This is a genomic window from Micromonospora sp. CNZ295 (genome assembly GCF_004217535.1).
Genome location: NZ_SHKZ01000001.1, coordinates 6,356,975 through 6,372,369 on the forward strand (window position 1 = coordinate 6,356,975; position 15,395 = coordinate 6,372,369).

A 15,395-nucleotide genomic window follows, 5' to 3' on the forward strand; every position below is an offset into this window, starting at 1 on the left:
CGCCCATCGGTCAGGCGGGGACGCCGCCGGGTTGGGGCGTCGTGGACTCCGCCCGGGCGGCCGCGGCCACCAGCCGGGCGGCCAGCGTCGGCTGCGCGGCCCAGTGCAGGGTGAGCTGCGAGGCGTGCACACCGCGCCAGACGAAACCCTCGGGCGCGCCGCCCTCCCAGGTCCACGCCGGCCGCTGCCCCGCCCGGGGCGCGAGCACCGCCCGGTGCTCCTTGTGCCCGGTCACCGTGGTGCCGGCCGGCGCGACCACGCTGTCGGTGGCGGCGGTCGCGGTGCGGTATCCCACGACGAGGCCGTCCCGGCTGCTGGCGACCGCGTCCAGCACCCCGCACATCGGCAGCCCGTCCAGTTCCCGGGCCAGCCAGAGCAGGCCGGCACCCTCGGCGAGCACGGGGCTGCCGGTGCGGGCCAGCTCGGCCACCGAGATGCAGAGCCGGCGGTTGGCCGAGAGCTGGTCCGCGTACGACTCGGGCAGGCCGCCGCCGATGACCAGCGCCCGGACCCCGGCCGGCAGCGTCTCGTCGTGCAACGGGTCGAACGCCACCACCTCGGCCCCGGCGGCGCGCAGCGCCTCCTGCGTCTCGGCGTAGCTGTAGCTGCCGCCGGCCGCCCCGGCGACCGCGATCAGCGGGCGCTCACCGGCCGGCGGGGCCTCCTGGCCGTCGGCCGACCCGGCCCCGGGGGACCACGGCTCCGCGGTCAGCTCCGGCGCGGACCGGGCGAGGCCGAGCAGCCGCTCCAGGTCGACCGTCGCCGCGACCGCCTCACCGAGCCGGCGCACCGCCCGCTCCGCCTCGGCGGAGCCGCCGACCACCGGGACCACGCCGTGCCGGCGGGCCGGCAGCACCGGCGGCAGATCCTGCCGGCGCAGCGCGCCGTACACCGGGACGCCGACGTCGTCGAGCGCCTCCCGCAGCAGCGCCTCGTGCCGGCCGGAGGCGACCCGGTTCAGGATCACGCCGCCCAGCCAGAGCTGCTCGTCGTACGCCCGGAAGCCGTGCACCAGGGCGGCCACCGACTGGCCCATCGAGGCCACGTCGACCACCAGCACGACCGGGCTGCGCAGCGCCGTGGCGACCGCCGCCGTCGACTCGGTCTCGGGATGGCCGGTCAGCGAGTCGTACAGCCCCATGCTGCCCTGCACCACCGCGAGCCCGGCGCCGGCCGCACCGTGCGCGAACAGCGGGACGATCCGCTCGGAGCCGACGAGGCGCGGATCAAGCGTGCGCCCCGGCCGGCCGGCGGCGAGCCCGAGGTACGCGGCGTCGACCCGGTCCGGCCCGACCTTGAAACCGGCGACCGCCGTGTCCCGCTCGGCGAGCGCGGCGAGCAGCCCGATCGCCAGCATGTTCGTCCCATGCCCGGAGGAGGGCGCGCTGAGCACGAGGCGCGGCACGACGGTCATCATCGACTCCTTCGCGGGCGGCGGCGGGTAGGGGTGGAACCGGCGGCGCGGTCCGCCCGCGTGACGATAGCGGAAGCGATCGACAGGCGGGCGGCACCGAGCCGGGCGCCGACGTGCGGGCCATCGCCGGCACCGTCGGACGCGGCCGGTCGCCGGTGCGGACCGGGCGCCCGGCGTTGCCGCGGACGCCCGGTGAGCGCGGTCTCCTGGCGGGAGCGTCGGCGCCGGCGGGCTCCGGTCACCGGGGTAACCTCGTGGTCGTGTACCGGTTCCTGCTGACGCCGCGCTGGCTGGGCGCGCTCGCGCTGACGCTGGTCGCGGCGGCGGCGATGGTGCTGCTGGGCAACTGGCAGCTCGACCGCTACCACGAGCGCAGCGAGATCAACGAGCGGATCGACGCGGGCGCGCGGATGTCCCCGGTGCCGCTGCGCGACGCGCTGGCGGCCCCGGCCGGGGGCGCGGGCACCGTCGGGCCGGCCCCCGTCGAGGAGAAGACCTGGACGAAGGTCACCGTCACCGGCCGGTACGACACCTCGAACCTGGTGCTGGTCCGCGGCCGCTCGATGGACCGTACGGTCGGCTTCGAGGTGCTGACGCCGCTGCTCCTCGCCGACGGCACCGCCGTGCTGGTGGACCGGGGCTGGATCCCGCCGGCCCCGGGTGGGGACGCCACCGCCCAGCCGGTGGTGCCCGCGACCCCCGCCGGCGAGGTGACCGTGACCGGGCGGATCCGCCCCGGTGAGAGCGGTTCGCTCCCGGTCTCCCGTCGCGACGGCAAGCTGGAGACCCGCCGCATCGGGCTGACCCGGCTGGCCGCCGAGCTGCCCTACCCCGTCTACGGGGGGTACGTGCTGCTCGACGAGCAGTCCCCGGCGGCCGACCCGGTCTTCCGGCCGATCCCGGTCGGGCACGCGAACAACTGGCAGAACCTCGGCTACGTCGTGCAGTGGTGGATCTTCGCCGGGATGACCCTGGTCGGCTACGGCTACTTCGCCCGCCGGGAGGCCCAGCGGCGGGCCGGCGTGGTGCGGCGCCGACCCACCGACCGCGCGGCCGAGCCCGCTCCCGCCTGAGCCCCGCTCAGCCGACGCGACGGCCGGCGTGGATCGCCCGGACCGCGTCGATCGTGTCCGCCTCGGCGGCGGTCTTGTCGTCCCGGTAGCGCACGACGCGGGCGAACCGCAACGCCATCCCGCCCGGGTAGCGGGAACTGGTCTGCACGCCGTCGAAGGCGATCTCCACCACCTGCTCGGGGCGTACCCGCACCACCCAGTCGCCCTTCTCCACCGCCAACTCCAGGAACCGCTCGGTCTGCCAGCGCAGCACCTCGTCGGTGAGCCCCTTGAAGGTCTTGCCGAGCATGACGAACTCACCGGTGCGCGGGTCGCGCGCGCCGAGGTGCAGGTTCGACAGCCAGCCCTGGCGCCGCCCGCTGCCCCACTCGACGGCGAGGACCACCAGGTCAAGGGTGTGCCGGGGCTTGACCTTGACCCAGGCGGAGCCGCGCCGGCCGGCGTCGTACGGCGCCTCGGGCGACTTGACCACGACGCCCTCCTGGCCGGCCCCGATGGCGGCGGCGAACGCCTCCCCCGCCGCCTCCGGGCCGTCGACCTCCAGCCGCCCCACCAGTAGCTGCTGGTCGACCGCGCCGGCCAGCGCCGCCCACCGCTCCCGGCCGGGCCGGTCGATCAGATCCTCGCCGTCGAGGTGCAGCAGGTCGAAGAAGTACGGCGTGAGCACCGCCTCGCCGGTGGTGCGGGCGGCGGCGAGCACCGCCGGGGCGACCGGGCTGCCGCCGGCGGTGCTGGGCGTGGTGCGGCGCGCCGCGCGGGCGGACGTCTCCTGGAACGGCAGTGGCCGCCCGGTGGCGTCCACGCCCAGGGCCTCGCCGTCGAGCACCAGCTCGCGGGCGGGCAGCGCGCGCACGGCGGCGACCACCTCCGGCACCCGGGCGGTGATGTCGTCCAGGCTGCGGCTGAAGACGGCGATGTCCGGCCCGGAGCGGTGCACCTGGATGCGGATGCCGTCGAGCTTGACGTCGACCACGGCGGGTACGCCGGTCGCGGCGAGCGCCTCGTCGACCGACGGCGCGCTCTGCGCCAGCATCGGCGCCAACGGCCGCCCCACCTGGAGACCGAACGCGGCCAGCGCCGGCGCACCGCCGCCGCAGGCGGCCACCGCCACCGACCGCAGGTCCCCGGCCAGCAGCAGGGCCCGCCGGACAGCGGCCACGGGCACGTCGGCCGCTCGGGCGATCGCGTCGGCGAGCAGGCCGGCCTGGGCGCCCTGCCGCAGCTCGCCGCTGAGCAGCCCGGTCAGCAGCCGCTGCTCGGAGGCCGTGGCCGCGGCGTAGAGCCGGTGCAGCAGCGCCCGGCGGCGCGCCTGGGAACCCGCCCCGCGGACCGCGGCGATGTCCTCGATCGCCGCGTCCACCGCGGCCACGGTCAGCGTCGGGGTCTCGGCCGGCGGCGGCAGGTCACGCAGGCTGGCCCAGCCCACACCCGTCTGCCGCTGCCGCAACTCACCAGCCAGGTAGCCGGAGCCCGCCGCCACCTCGTCGGGATCGAGGCGGCGCAGGGCGTCGGCGAGCAACTCCACCTTGGCCCGGCGACCACTGGTCGCGGCGACGCCGGCGGAGGTGGCTGCCAGGTCCAGGAACCGCACGGCCCCATCCTGCCAGCCACCCCCGACACCGCCCCGGCATTGCCGTGCCGGGCCGCCGATCGAAGCTTCCGCTCCCCCCGCTCCCCCCGCTCACGCCGAGACGGGCTCCTCGATGCGCAGGCCACGGGCACGCACCTCGTCGGCGACCCGGGAGAGCATCGAGTCGAGCGCGACCAGGGCGGCGGAGAGCTCACCGAGCTGTTCCTTGAGCGTGTCCTCGGGCCACGCGGAGACGTCGACGTCCCCCAGAGCGCTGACGGCGGCCTCCAGGCGGGCCATCACCTCGTTCGTACTCATGTACGAAAGGCTATAACAGCCCCGCGCCCGACACACCGCAAACTCCCAGATGAACCAGGAAGTTACGGTTCCGACACCAGCGTCACCCGCGGGCGGTTCCGGCCACGTTGCGCAGCAGCAGCGCCTCCGCCAGGCACACCCGCGCGAACTCGCCCAGGTGCAGGCTCTCGTTCGGGCCGTGCGCCCGGGCGTGCGGGTCCTCCACACCGGTCACCAGGATCGCGGCCTGCGGGAACATCTCCTGGAACGTGGCGATGAACGGGATCGAACCGCCGACCCCGATGTCGACCGGGTCGGTGCCGTCCCAGGCGGTGCGGAACGCCGAGCGGGCCGCGTCGAACATCGGACCCGAGGCGTCGATGACGCACGGGTCGCCGTCGTGCTCGAAGGTGACCGTCACCCGCGCGCCCCACGGGGCGTGCTTCTCCAGGTGGGCGCGCAGGGCCGCGTACGCCCGCTTGGGGTCGTCGCCCGGCGCGAGCCGCACGCTGAGCTTGGCCTTGGCGGCCGGGACCAGGGCGTTCGGGGCCTCCCCGGTGGCCGGCGCGTCGATGCCCAGCACGGCCAGGGCCGGCTTGCTCCAGAGCCGGTCGGTGATCCGGCCGGTGCCGATGAACTGCACGCCCTCCGCGAGGCCCGCCTCGGCCCGAATCCGGTCCTCCGGGTAGTCCACGACCGCGCCCTCGCGGCCGACCAGCCCGTCGACCGCGACGTCACCCGCATCGTCGTGCAGGGTCGCGAGGAGCCGGACCAGCGTGGTCAGCGCGTCCGGCACAGCGCCGCCGAACATTCCGCTGTGCACGGCGTGGTCCAGCGTGCGGACCTCGACGAAGCAGTTCACGATGCCGCGCAGCGAGGTGGTCAGCGCCGGTACGCCGATGTCCCAGTTGCCGGAGTCGGCGATCACGATGACGTCCGAGGCGATCTCGTCGCGGTGCTCGGCCAGCAGCGCCTCCAGCGAGTCCGAGCCGTACTCCTCCTCGCCCTCGATGAACAGCACGACGCCGACCGGCAGCGCGTCGCCGAACGCGCGCAGCGCCGCGACGTGCGCCATGATGCCGGCCTTGTCGTCGGCGGCGCCGCGCCCGTAGAGGCGGCCGTCGCGCTCCACCGGCTCGAACGGGTCCGACTCCCACAGCGACCGGTCGCCCACCGGCTGCACGTCGTGGTGCGCGTACAGCAGCACCGTCGGCGCGCCGGGCGGGGCGGCCCGCTTCCCGATCACGGCCGGCTGGCCGCCGGAGCGCACGATCTTGACGTCGAGGCCGCAGCCGCGCAGCAGCTCGGCGACCGCCTCGGCGGAGCGCTCCACGTGCGAGTGGTCGAAGCCCTCGAACGCGATGCCCGGGATGCGGACGAGGCGCTCGAGGTCGGCGCGGACGCCGGGCAGTTCCCGCTCGACGGCGGCCCGCAGGTCGGACTCGGACATGATCGGTGTGGTCATGACCGGCATCGTATGCCGCCCTTACCGGGGCGCACCGCCCGAGCCGTCGTCGGCGGCTCCGGCCGGAGCGTGGTCGCCGCCGGCACCCGCGCCCCGGCCGGCGTACCGGGCCCGGGCGGCGGCCTCCGCCGCGCCCATCCAGCTGCGGACCCGGCTCGCCGAGCCGCCGACCCGTTCGCCGACGTCGCCGGCACCGTCGCCGAGCCGGCGCAGCAGCCCGACCAGCGGGTCGGTGGACCGACCGAAATCCTCGCGGTACGACTCGGCGGCCGCCCTGATCTCCTCCGAGACGCTGGCGGTGGCGTCGTCGGCGCGACGCGGATAGTCCCCGGCCAGCACCCGTCCGTACGCCCCGGAGTCGACCCACCGGCGCAGCTGCGCGGCCCGGGCCACCGGCACCGGATGGCTGCTCCACGCCGTCATCCGGATCTTGTGCAGGCTGTCCCGCAGGTCGCCGCCGCCCGCGTACTCGGTGGCCTGTTCGAGGAAGGCGGCGGTGTCGACCTGCGACAGGTCACCGCCACCGGCGAGCTTCATCAGCAGCCGCAGCGCGGCGGCCGGATCCTGCCCGGCGAGCAGGCCGGCCCGGTCGGCGGAGAGCTCCGCCTTACGCCACCACTCATGCATCGCGGCGATGATGGCCCGCAGCGCCAACGCCCCGACCGGCAACCAGCTCAGGTTGGCCGCCCAGCGGGTGAGGATCATCAGCATGGTCTTGTACACCGCATGCCCGCTGCCCACGTGCCCCAACTCGTGGCCGAGGAGGCAGCGCAGCTCGTCGTCGTCGAGCTGCTTGACGCACGCGGAGTTGAGCACGACGAACGGCCGTTCCAGCCCGATCGCCTCCGCCGCCAACCACGGCGACTGGATCACGTACAGCTCGGGCAGCTCGGCCACGTCGAGCGCGGCGGCCGCCTCCGCGTACCGCTGGTACACCGCCGGGTACTGCCGGTGGTCCACCCGGATGCCGGCGGCCAGGAACGAGAGCCGGAAGGCACGCTCGTTCCACATGCCGAAGAACGCGCGGATCACCTCGTCGAACCCGCGCAGCTCGCGGAGCGCGACCAGGGCGCCCCGGTCGGCGGGGTGTTCCCAGGCCCGTGAGCTGATGCCGGTCAGCGTGATCCGCCGCCGCGCCGGTGCCTCGCCTGCCGTCATCGGAATCCCTTCCCCCGTACCAAACCTGCCCCGCATCGTGCCGCAGGCCGCGGCAGAGGTCCATGCCCGGACCGCGCCTCACGCCCGACGCACGTAGTAGCGGCGGGTGTCGTGGGGCAGGTCCGGCGCCCCGTCGACCACCAGGTCCGCCCGCTCCTCGGTGCGGTCGGCGGCGAAGTGGGCCCGCTCGCCCGCGTGCCAGCGACGCAGCTCCGGCAGGATGCCCGGCCCGTCCCGGGCGACCGCCCGGGTGAGCCGCAGTTCCGGCGGGGCGGTGACGAACACGGCGAGACTGAGGTCCCGGCCGGCCGCCGCGCGCGCGGCGCTCACCCCCTCCACCAGGAGGACCGGCGCCGCCGGCACCGGCACCGGCCGGGGCAGGAACGCCCGCCGCACCCAGCTGTACCGCCGGTACGCCCCCGGCCGCCCGGCCCGCACCGGCGCCAGCACGCACTCCTCCAGCCGGGTCCAGAAGGTGAGCTGGTCGTCCCAGCCGTCGAGCAGGTCGTCGGTGTGCACCACCGGCGGCCGGGCACCGCCCGGCAGCGCCGCGAGGGCGTCCGCGAGCCGCGCCGCGAACCAGCTCTTGCCCGCGCCGCTGGGCCCGTCGACGGCCACCAGCCGGGTCCGCCCCAACCGCGCCGGCGCCGCCCGGACCCGTTGCGCCAGTTGGGCGTACGCCTCCAGCACCGCCACCACCACCCGCCGACGGTAGCGGGCGGCGCGGTGGCGTCCGGCGGGCAGGTCGCCCGGCCGGTGCCGCGCGGCGGTGGGCCGGCACCGGAGCCCTCGCCCCTCCGGTGCGGGCGCCGCGGTGGAGCCGTCCCGGGGCCCGTCGCCCGTTCGGGCGGTCGTGGTGTCGGCCGGGCCGTTCGACCGCCGGAAGGCCCGGCGGAGCGGCATGATCGGCTCGTGTCCCACAGCGTGATGAGTCCGGGCGTCGACGCCCTGCTGGAACAGGCTCGCGCCGGAGTGCGCCGGCTCACCCCGCATCAGGCGGTCGAGGCGGTCCGCACCGGGGCGTTGCTGATCGACACCCGCACCGAGCGGCAGCGGCAGGAGCAGGGTGAGCTGCCCGGCGCCATCGTCATCGACCGTACCGTGCTGGAGTGGCGGCTGGATCCGGCCAGTGCCTGGCGCATTCCCGAGGCCACCGGGTACGACCTGAAGATCGTTGTCATGTGCCGCCAGGGCTACAGCTCCAGCCTCGCCGTCGCCAGCCTGCGGGCGCTCGGCCTGCACCGGGCCACCGACGTGATCGGCGGCGTGGACGCGTGGCGGGAGGCGGGCCTGCCGATGTCCGACCGCCCCGCCGACGTCCGCCTCTGATCCCTGACGGTTTCCGCGATCTTGCACTGTCGACCCGCGAAATGCCCATTTCGCAGGTATTTGTCCGGTAGCAAGTGCATGATCGCGGCGGGCGGCGCGGGCATCGCGCGTGTGGGGCAGGGGCCGTTCGGTCAGGCCGGTGGGGCGCCCGGGGGGATGAACGGGAGATCGGCGGGTGGGCCGGACTCGATGAGCCGCCAGAGCGCGTCGGTGTCCAGGTGCTCCTCGACCAGGTCGCCGAGCAGGTCCAGGGAGCGCTCGCGGGCGGCCGCGAAGGAGGTGTCCGGGGCGACCCGGAAGCCGCCCCGCCCGGCCTGCCGGGCGACCTCGGCCAGGAAGCGACGGCGGAACGCGTCCGACTCGAAGGCGCCGTGCCAGTGCGTCCCGTACACGGCGCCGGCGACCGCACCCTCACCGGTGCCACCGTCGTCCGCGAGCAGCGGCGTGAGGTCGGCGGCGGCGGACGAGACGTACCCGTGGTGGATCTCGTAGCCGCGCACCGGAACGTCCCCCCACGCCGTGCCGGCCGACTGCCGCACGGTCTTGCGGGGGTCGAAGGTGACCTCGACCGGGAGCAGGCCGAGGCCGGGCACGCTGCCCCGGCGGCTCTCCACCGGGTCGTGGATCGCCCGGGCCAGCATCTGGAACCCACCGCAGATGCCGAGCAGCGGGCGACCGGCGGCGGCGTGCGCCAGCACCGCGTCGGCGAGGCCGGTCTCCCGCAGCCAGGCCAGATCCGCCACGGTCGACTTCGAACCGGGCAGCACGACCAGGTCGGCGGCGGCGAGTTCGGCCGGTTCGACGGTGAGCCGCACCCGCACGCCCGGCTCGGTGGCCAGTGCCTCGACATCCGTGGCGTTGCTGATCCGGGGCAGCCGGACCACGGCCACGTCCAGCCATTCGGTGCCGCACGGGCCGGCGGGCCGGCCCAGCACCCGCCCGTAGGCGAGCGAGTCCTCCGCGTCGAGCCACAGGTCGAGCGACCAGGGCAGCACCCCGTACGTGGGCCGGCCGGTGACCTGACGCAGCATGTCCAGCCCGGGCCGGAGCAGGCCGAGGTCGCCTCGGAACTTGTTGACGACGAACCCGGCGACCAGCGCCTGGTCGGCGGGCTCCAGCAGGGCGACGGTGCCGAACATGGCGGCGAACACGCCGCCCCGGTCGATGTCGCCCACCACGATCGCGGGCAGGTCGGCGTGCCGCGCGAGCCCCATGTTGACGTAGTCGCCCGCCCTCAGGTTGATCTCCGCCGGGCTGCCCGCCCCCTCGCAGATCACCACGTCGTACGCCGCCCGCAGTTCGGTCAGCGCCGCGTACGCGGTCTCGGCCAGCCGTGGCCGCAGGTGCCGGAACGTGTCGGCGGTGATCGTGTCGACCGCCTCCCCGAGCAGCACCACCTGGCTGGCCAGGTCGCTGCCCGGCTTGAGCAGCACCGGATTGAACCGCAGGTCGGGCGCGAGGCCGCAGGCGGCTGCCTGCATCGCCTGGGCCCGCCCGATCTCACCGCCGCGCCCGTCGTGGCCGACCACCACGGCCGAGTTGTTGGACATGTTCTGCGCCTTGAACGGCGCCACCTTCACGCCGCGCCGGTGCAGCCAGCGGCAGATGCCGGCGGTGAGCACGCTCTTTCCCGCGTCCGAGGTGGTGCCCGCGACCAGCAGCCCGCCGCTCACCGCCCACTCCCGCCGACGCTTCCGCGACCGACCCGACGGGCGGTTCCGAGCCCGGCCCGGGCACCGCCGGCAGCCGGTCGCCCGACTCCCCGCACCGCCCCCCTCCGGGCTCCGACGCTCAGCACCGCCGCCCGGTGCCGGCCGCCCAGCACCGCCGCCGCGCGGCGCCCGGCCGCCCGCAGCAGCCGGCCGACGGTCAGCGGGTGCGCCGCGGCGAGGCCCAGCGCGGCGAGCCCGACCGCGCCGGAGATCCGGGCGGCCCGGGGAAGGTGCCGGGCCTCGGGGCGGGGCCCGTCCCCAAGGAAGGGGCGGACCTCGGACCGGCCGAAGTAGACGTTGCGGCCACCGAGCCGCACCCCGAGCGCACCGGCCATGGCCGCCTCGCACTGCCCCGCGTTGGGGCTGGGATGGTCGTTGCGATCCCGTCGCCAGACCCGCAGGGCGCGTTCCCGGTCGCCCTTCGCGACCGGCGCGGCGGCGATCGTCAACAGCCCGGTCAGCCGGGACGGGACGAGGTTGAGCAGGTCGTCGAGGCGGGCGGCGGGCGTGCCGAACCGGGCGTACCGGGGCGACCGATGGCCCACCATCGCGTCGAGGGTGTTCGCCGCGCGGTAGCCCAGCAACCCGGGCAGGCCGGCGAACGCCCCCCAGAACAGCGGGGCGACGACCGCGTCGGAGGTGTTCTCGGCGACGGACTCGACGGTGGCGCGCGCCAGCTCAGGCTCCTCCAGCGCGGACGGGTCCCGCCCGCAGAGGTGGCCGAGGCGCTGCCGGGCCGCCGGCAGGTCCCCGTCACGCAGCGCCCGGCCCATCACCTCGGCCTCGTGCCGCAGCGTCCGACCGCCGAGCACCGTCCACGTGCCGGCGGCCACCACCGCCGCGCGAGCCAGCGGCCGGTGCCGGGTGGCGGCCGTGGCGGCCACGCCCAGCAGCACCGGAACGCCCACCGCCACCGCCGTGTACGCCGCGCCGGCGGCCCGGTCAGGTCGGTACACCCGCCGCTCGAGGGCCCCGGCCGCGCGGCCGAAGCCGGCCACCGGATGCCACCGGCGTGGGTCACCGAACAGCGCGTCCAACGCGTAACCCGCGACGAGGCCCGCCGCTGTCGCCACCGGCGTCGCCTGCCGCACCGGCCATCACCTCCGGCCGGCCAGCCTAACGGAGCCTTCGCCCCGCCCCCGCCCGCCGCCGGCGGCCACGATCGCGGGACCCGAGGCGGTCATGATCGGATACGGCTCACCGACTCGACACGCCGGCGCGGCTGCCGCTCATCCGTATCCGATCTGGGCCACCGACCCGCGGGGTGACGGTCCTCGGGCGACCGCCACCCCCGCCCCCGTCGCTCAACCGGTCGAGCGTCGAACCGGCGGCGGCTCAGGCGGGCGTCGGCACCCGCCCCCGGCCCCGCCGTCCCCGACCGGCACCCGCCGCCCCAGCCTCCGGAGCACCCTCCGGCTCCGGGCCACCGGTCGACAGCACCTCACCGGGCCCCGGGTCACCGGCCTCCGCCGCGTCCCGCTTTGGGCGCGACTCATCCTCCAGACCGGGGCTCACCTCGCCCGCGCCGTCGATTGCCACCGCCCTCGGGTCGAAGCCGCTGAAGCCCGCACCCTCCGGGCCCGTGCCGCCCCGACCCGAATCACCCAGGCCCGCGCCACCCAGGCCCGAGTCCACTAGGCCCGCGCCACCCAGGCCCGAGCCCCCCAGGCCCGATTCCCCCGCCTCCGCGTCGCCCGGGTCGACGCCGCCCGGACCGGAACCCGGACCACCCGCCGAGCTGAGGCCGAGCGGAGCCGGCCGCCGCCGGGACGCGAACCCGGGCAGCTCGAACTCGTCGTCGAGCGGCCGGTCGTCGAGCACGGCGGGCGCCTCGCCGGTCGGGACCGGCTCGGTCGCTTCGCCGTGCACGCGGTGCTCGGTCTCGGCGTCCTCCACGGCGCTCGTCGCCGTCGTCGGGCGGTTGCGCAGGAACCGGCCCCGACCCCGGGACAGGTCGTGCCCCACCGCGACGGCCTCCAGCTCGTAGAGCGTGCGGTGGTTGCCGGCGTCGTCGGTCCAGTCGCGGGTGTAGAGGCGCCCGCAGACGATCACCGGGTCGCCGACCATCACCGAGGCGGCGACGCCCTCGGCCAGCTTGCGCCAGCAGTTGACCCGGACGCGCAGGCTGTTGCCGTCCACCCAGCGGCCGCTGTCGCGGTCGAGCCGGCGGGCGGTGGAGGCCACCTTGAAGTTGGCGACCAGAGTCTGACTCTGCGTCGTGCGCCGCCACTCGGGGGTCGTGAGCACGTTGCCCACGATCGTGACGTAGGTGTCGAACATCGTCCCTCCAGGGGGAGATCGGGTTGGGTTCGCGAGTCGACTCGGCACCGAGCCTGGCCGTCACCGCCCGGCGTCCGCCACCCGCCGACGGCGGCCTGTGGACAGCCGGCCCGCCTGTGGAAAAGGACCTGATCAAGGTCCCGTGTGCTAGGGCCGAGCGGCCCTGGGATCCCCCCGCAGGTGGAGCGCATGATCAATCACGTTCCGGACCGGAAGCCGTTGGGTACGTCTTTGATCAACGGCACAGCAATCCGAACGAAAGGTCAGCGATCATGAAGACCTCCACCACCACCGGCAACCGGCAGGTGCGGCGATGACCGCCGTGACCAACCCGGCCACCGTCGCGGACTGCCTTCGCGTCGGTGCGGGCTTCTCGCAGGGCGACCGCGCCTGGATCGCCGAACAGTTCGCCACCCTCGACGCCCGGCTGGCCGGCTTCCACGCCGACGCCACCGAGCTGGAGGTGTCGGTCAAGAACCGCGAGACGAAGGGCCAGAAGGTCACCCTGGAGTGCTGGATCGCCGGCCGGCAGAAGATCGTCACGACCTCGGCGGAGGAGGATCTGCACGCGGCCCTCAACGACGTCCGCGACGACCTGCGGCGCCGCCTGAACGACGCGAAGACCCGACAGGAGCCCCGCAACAACAAGCACCTGCGCGACACCCTGCCCCGGCAGGAGCCGCAGCAGCCCGCCGGCACCGAGCCGGCCCGGGCCGACGCGGGCCGACGCGGAGACGGCCTGAGGCGTACGCCCTCCTCCGCCCGCTCCGGGCGGAGGAGGGCTACCGCCCGGTAGCTTGTCGGCGTACCGTCGCTGTCGTGGAACCGGACGTGCTGGGGCCGCCGTACGAGCGGCACACGATCGACCTGGGCACCGACGACGAGGGCCCGGTGGTGGCCACCCTGGTCCGCCGCCGCGCCGACCGGCCCAGCGGCCGGGCCGTGCTCTACGTGCACGGCTTCACCGACTACTTCTTCCAGACCCACGTGGCCGACTTCTTCGCCGAGCGGGGCTGGGACTTCTACGCGCTCGACCTGCGCAAGTACGGTCGCAGCCTGCTGCCGCACCAGACGCCGAACTTCTGCCTCGACCTGAGCGAGTACTTCCCGGAACTGGACGCCGCCGCGCAGATCGTCCGGGCGGAGCACGACATCGTCCTCGGCATGGGCCACTCCACCGGCGGTCTGCTCCTTCCGCTCTGGGCGCACGCCCGGCGCGACGCCGGCCCGGTCGACGGGCTCTTCCTCAACAGCCCCTTCTTCGACCTCAACCTCCCCTGGTTGCTGCGGCGACCCGGGATGGCCGCCGTCGCGCGCCTGGCCCGCAGCGCCCCCAAGCGCGCCATCCGTCCCGGCCTCGGCACGGTGTACGGCGAGACCATCCACGCCGACCACCGCGGTGAGTGGACGTACGACCTGGCGTGGAAGCCGCTCGCCGGGTTCCCGGTCCGGGCGGGCTGGCTGGCCGCGATCCGCCGGGGCCAGCAGCAGCTCCGCGCCGGGCTGGACATCCCGGTGCCGGTGCTGGTGGCCGCGTCGACGCGCAGCTACAAGGGGCTGAGGTGGCAGGAGGCGGCCGCCCTCGCCGATTCCGTGCTGGACGTGGAGCACATGGTCCGCTGGGCGCCCCGGCTGGGTCAGCACGTCACGCTGGTCCGCTTCGACGGCGGCCTGCACGACCTCACGCTCTCCGGCCCCGCCGTACGCGAGAAGGTCTTCACCGAGGTCGGCCGCTGGGCCGACGGATTCCTCTGCGCCGGGCCGACGGTTCCCGACGGCGAGCCGGCCGCGGCGGACCACCGGCCCCCGGCGCCGCGCCGCCCCCGAGAGGCGGAGAGGCCGGCCTGATCCGGGGCTGGCGTCAGTCGGCCGGCTCGGGAAGCGGCGCCAGCGTCGGCCGGCTCGGGAAGCGGCGCCTGCCGCTCGGGCGGCGGCCCTCAGCCGGCGAGGCCCGCCACCGCCGCCCGGATCTGGTCGAACGTCGCCAGCGGGTGCCCGCCCCGCGCGGCGGGCAGCACCAGGCCGAGGCAGCGCAGCCCGACCGCACCGTCGCCCACAGCCAGCACCCCGAAGACCGGCGCGCCGGCGTACCCGTCGGGCAGCTCCACCGGGATGCGGACGGCGTCGCCCTCCCGCGCGTACCGTTCGATGGCCACCTCCAGCGGCCGCGCGCCGGCGTCGCCGACGCCGAGCGCGAGGACGATCGCCGACCCCGGCTCCGCCCCGATCCCGGTGATCGCGGCCGCGTCGGCCGCGATCGGCTCCGGCACCTGCTGGGTACGCCACCGCCAGCCCGCGCTGCCCGCCAGCTCGTGCAGACCCGGGGTCGGCATGATCGCCGCGCCGAGTTCCGGCGCCCGGGACCACCGGCCGGCGAAGTCCGGCAGCGTGAGCGAGGCACCCGCCACGTCCGCCGGCTCGGCGACGCTGGGCCGCAGCCCGATCTCCCCGACCGGTGCCCGGGTCAGCGCCTCGGCGGTCAGCAGGTACTCGCCGTCGCCGACGGTGCAGAAGAACGCCGTGCCGAGAGCATCGCCCGCGCGGAACGGCAGGATCGCCCGCCCGACGAGCTGGCACAGCTCGTACGCCACGTCACTCTCGGTGTCCGGATCAAGCAGCACGACGCGAGGGTACGACGTCGCTCCGTGCTGGGGCGGTCGCCGGGACAATCCAGGTACCCGCGCCGACGCCTCGTGGCAGGCTGGCCGTCGACGTGTCCGGCGCCACCCGTTTCCCCGCTGGGCGGGTACGCGGCGGTACCCTTCTCGCGCGACGATCCACGGCACGCGCCCGTAGCTCAGCGGATAGAGCAGGGGACTTCTAATCCCAAGGCCGCAGGTTCGAATCCTGCCGGGCGCGCCTTTCCCACCGCAGGTCAGCGGCTAATGGCTCGGTAGAACTGATCACTCCAGCCCCGTACAGCCACTGCCGACTGCCTAGTCGTACAGCCAGAAGGCAGCACAGCCGAAAATGAGGGCCAGCAAGGCGGCTGAGCCTCGATCCACCGATCAATGCTGGGATGACGGGACCCCGGAGATAGAAAGTGCCCTCTGAACTGGAAGGATAGGAGTTGCGACGCTTCTATTCCGCCGGTCCG

At 75.4% G+C, this 15,395-nt stretch carries 13 protein-coding genes, 1 tRNA gene and 1 pseudogene; 5 read left to right on the forward strand and 10 right to left on the reverse strand.

All coding sequences use genetic code 11. The annotated features are described in order from the left end of the window. Positions 1 to 10 precede the first annotated feature (10 nt). Positions 11 to 1,414 (reverse strand): cobyrinic acid a,c-diamide synthase CobB, encoded by a 1,404-nt coding sequence (locus tag EV376_RS29590; RefSeq protein WP_130328388.1) that lies wholly within the window; start codon positions 1,412 to 1,414, stop codon positions 11 to 13. 254 nt (positions 1,415 to 1,668) lie between these two features. On the opposite strand from EV376_RS29590, the gene EV376_RS29595 reads away from it, so the two are divergent. Beyond that, the gene (locus EV376_RS29595; RefSeq protein WP_130328389.1) at positions 1,669 to 2,487 is read left to right on the forward strand and encodes an SURF1 family cytochrome oxidase biogenesis protein; all 819 of its coding nucleotides are present in this window, start codon (positions 1,669 to 1,671) and stop codon (positions 2,485 to 2,487) included. A 7-nt stretch (positions 2,488 to 2,494) separates the two neighbouring features. Here the strand turns inward: EV376_RS29595 and EV376_RS29600 are convergent, their stop codons facing one another. The 5 genes from EV376_RS29600 to EV376_RS29620 form a co-directional block, all read right to left on the reverse strand. Then, on the reverse strand, positions 2,495 to 4,078 hold the full coding sequence (locus tag EV376_RS29600) for an ATP-dependent DNA ligase (protein ID WP_130328390.1): 1,584 nt from the start codon (positions 4,076 to 4,078) through the stop codon (positions 2,495 to 2,497). Positions 4,079 to 4,168: 90 nt separating this feature from the next. Continuing rightward, a complete protein-coding gene (locus EV376_RS29605) occupies positions 4,169 to 4,375 on the reverse strand; it encodes a hypothetical protein (RefSeq protein ID WP_130328391.1) in 207 nt (68 codons plus the stop codon). A gap of 82 nt (positions 4,376 to 4,457) precedes the next feature. After that, complete coding sequence (locus EV376_RS29610) at positions 4,458 to 5,804, reverse strand: dipeptidase (protein WP_207228631.1); 1,347 nt, start codon at positions 5,802 to 5,804, stop codon at positions 4,458 to 4,460. Positions 5,805 to 5,840: 36 nt separating this feature from the next. Then, complete coding sequence (locus EV376_RS29615; RefSeq protein ID WP_130328393.1) at positions 5,841 to 6,977, reverse strand: M48 family metallopeptidase; 1,137 nt, start codon at positions 6,975 to 6,977, stop codon at positions 5,841 to 5,843. 78 nt (positions 6,978 to 7,055) lie between these two features. Then, on the reverse strand, positions 7,056 to 7,970 hold the full coding sequence (locus EV376_RS29620) for a uridine kinase family protein (RefSeq protein ID WP_486482842.1): 915 nt from the start codon (positions 7,968 to 7,970) through the stop codon (positions 7,056 to 7,058). Here EV376_RS29620 and EV376_RS29625 point away from each other — a divergent pair. Then, on the forward strand, positions 7,905 to 8,306 hold the full coding sequence (locus EV376_RS29625; protein ID WP_130328929.1) for a rhodanese-like domain-containing protein: 402 nt from the start codon (positions 7,905 to 7,907) through the stop codon (positions 8,304 to 8,306). The two genes, EV376_RS29620 and EV376_RS29625, sit on opposite strands and share 66 nt — an antisense overlap. Before the next feature lie 131 nt (positions 8,307 to 8,437). Here EV376_RS29625 and EV376_RS29630 read toward each other — a convergent pair whose 3' ends face one another. From EV376_RS29630 to EV376_RS29640, 3 genes are all read right to left on the reverse strand, one after another. After that, a complete protein-coding gene (locus tag EV376_RS29630; RefSeq protein WP_130328394.1) occupies positions 8,438 to 9,979 on the reverse strand; it encodes a cobyric acid synthase in 1,542 nt (513 codons plus the stop codon). Further along, positions 9,976 to 11,109, reverse strand: coding sequence for a cobalamin biosynthesis protein (locus tag EV376_RS29635; protein WP_130328395.1), 1,134 nt, complete (start codon positions 11,107 to 11,109; stop codon positions 9,976 to 9,978). Before EV376_RS29635 ends, EV376_RS29630 begins: the two co-directional genes overlap by 4 nt. 244 nt (positions 11,110 to 11,353) lie before the next feature. Beyond that, the gene (locus EV376_RS29640) at positions 11,354 to 12,298 is read right to left on the reverse strand and encodes a single-stranded DNA-binding protein (protein WP_130328396.1); all 945 of its coding nucleotides are present in this window, start codon (positions 12,296 to 12,298) and stop codon (positions 11,354 to 11,356) included. A 313-nt stretch (positions 12,299 to 12,611) separates the two neighbouring features. On the opposite strand from EV376_RS29640, the pseudogene EV376_RS29645 reads away from it, so the two are divergent. Continuing rightward, positions 12,612 to 12,992 (forward strand): annotated as a pseudogene (locus EV376_RS29645) (HPF/RaiA family ribosome-associated protein); the annotation flags it as partial. A 125-nt stretch (positions 12,993 to 13,117) separates the two neighbouring features. Beyond that, positions 13,118 to 14,146, forward strand: a complete 1,029-nt coding sequence (locus EV376_RS29650; RefSeq protein ID WP_130328397.1) for an alpha/beta hydrolase — start codon at positions 13,118 to 13,120, stop codon at positions 14,144 to 14,146. Positions 14,147 to 14,235: 89 nt separating this feature from the next. On the opposite strand, the gene EV376_RS29655 is transcribed toward EV376_RS29650, so the two are convergent. Further along, positions 14,236 to 14,919: a hypothetical protein gene (locus EV376_RS29655; protein ID WP_130328398.1), complete on the reverse strand. Its 684-nt coding sequence runs from the start codon at positions 14,917 to 14,919 to the stop codon at positions 14,236 to 14,238. A 165-nt stretch (positions 14,920 to 15,084) separates the two neighbouring features. Between EV376_RS29655 and EV376_RS29660 the strand changes: the two genes are divergently transcribed. Next, positions 15,085 to 15,157: transfer RNA gene (locus EV376_RS29660), tRNA-Arg, on the forward strand. Positions 15,158 to 15,395 lie beyond the last annotated feature (238 nt).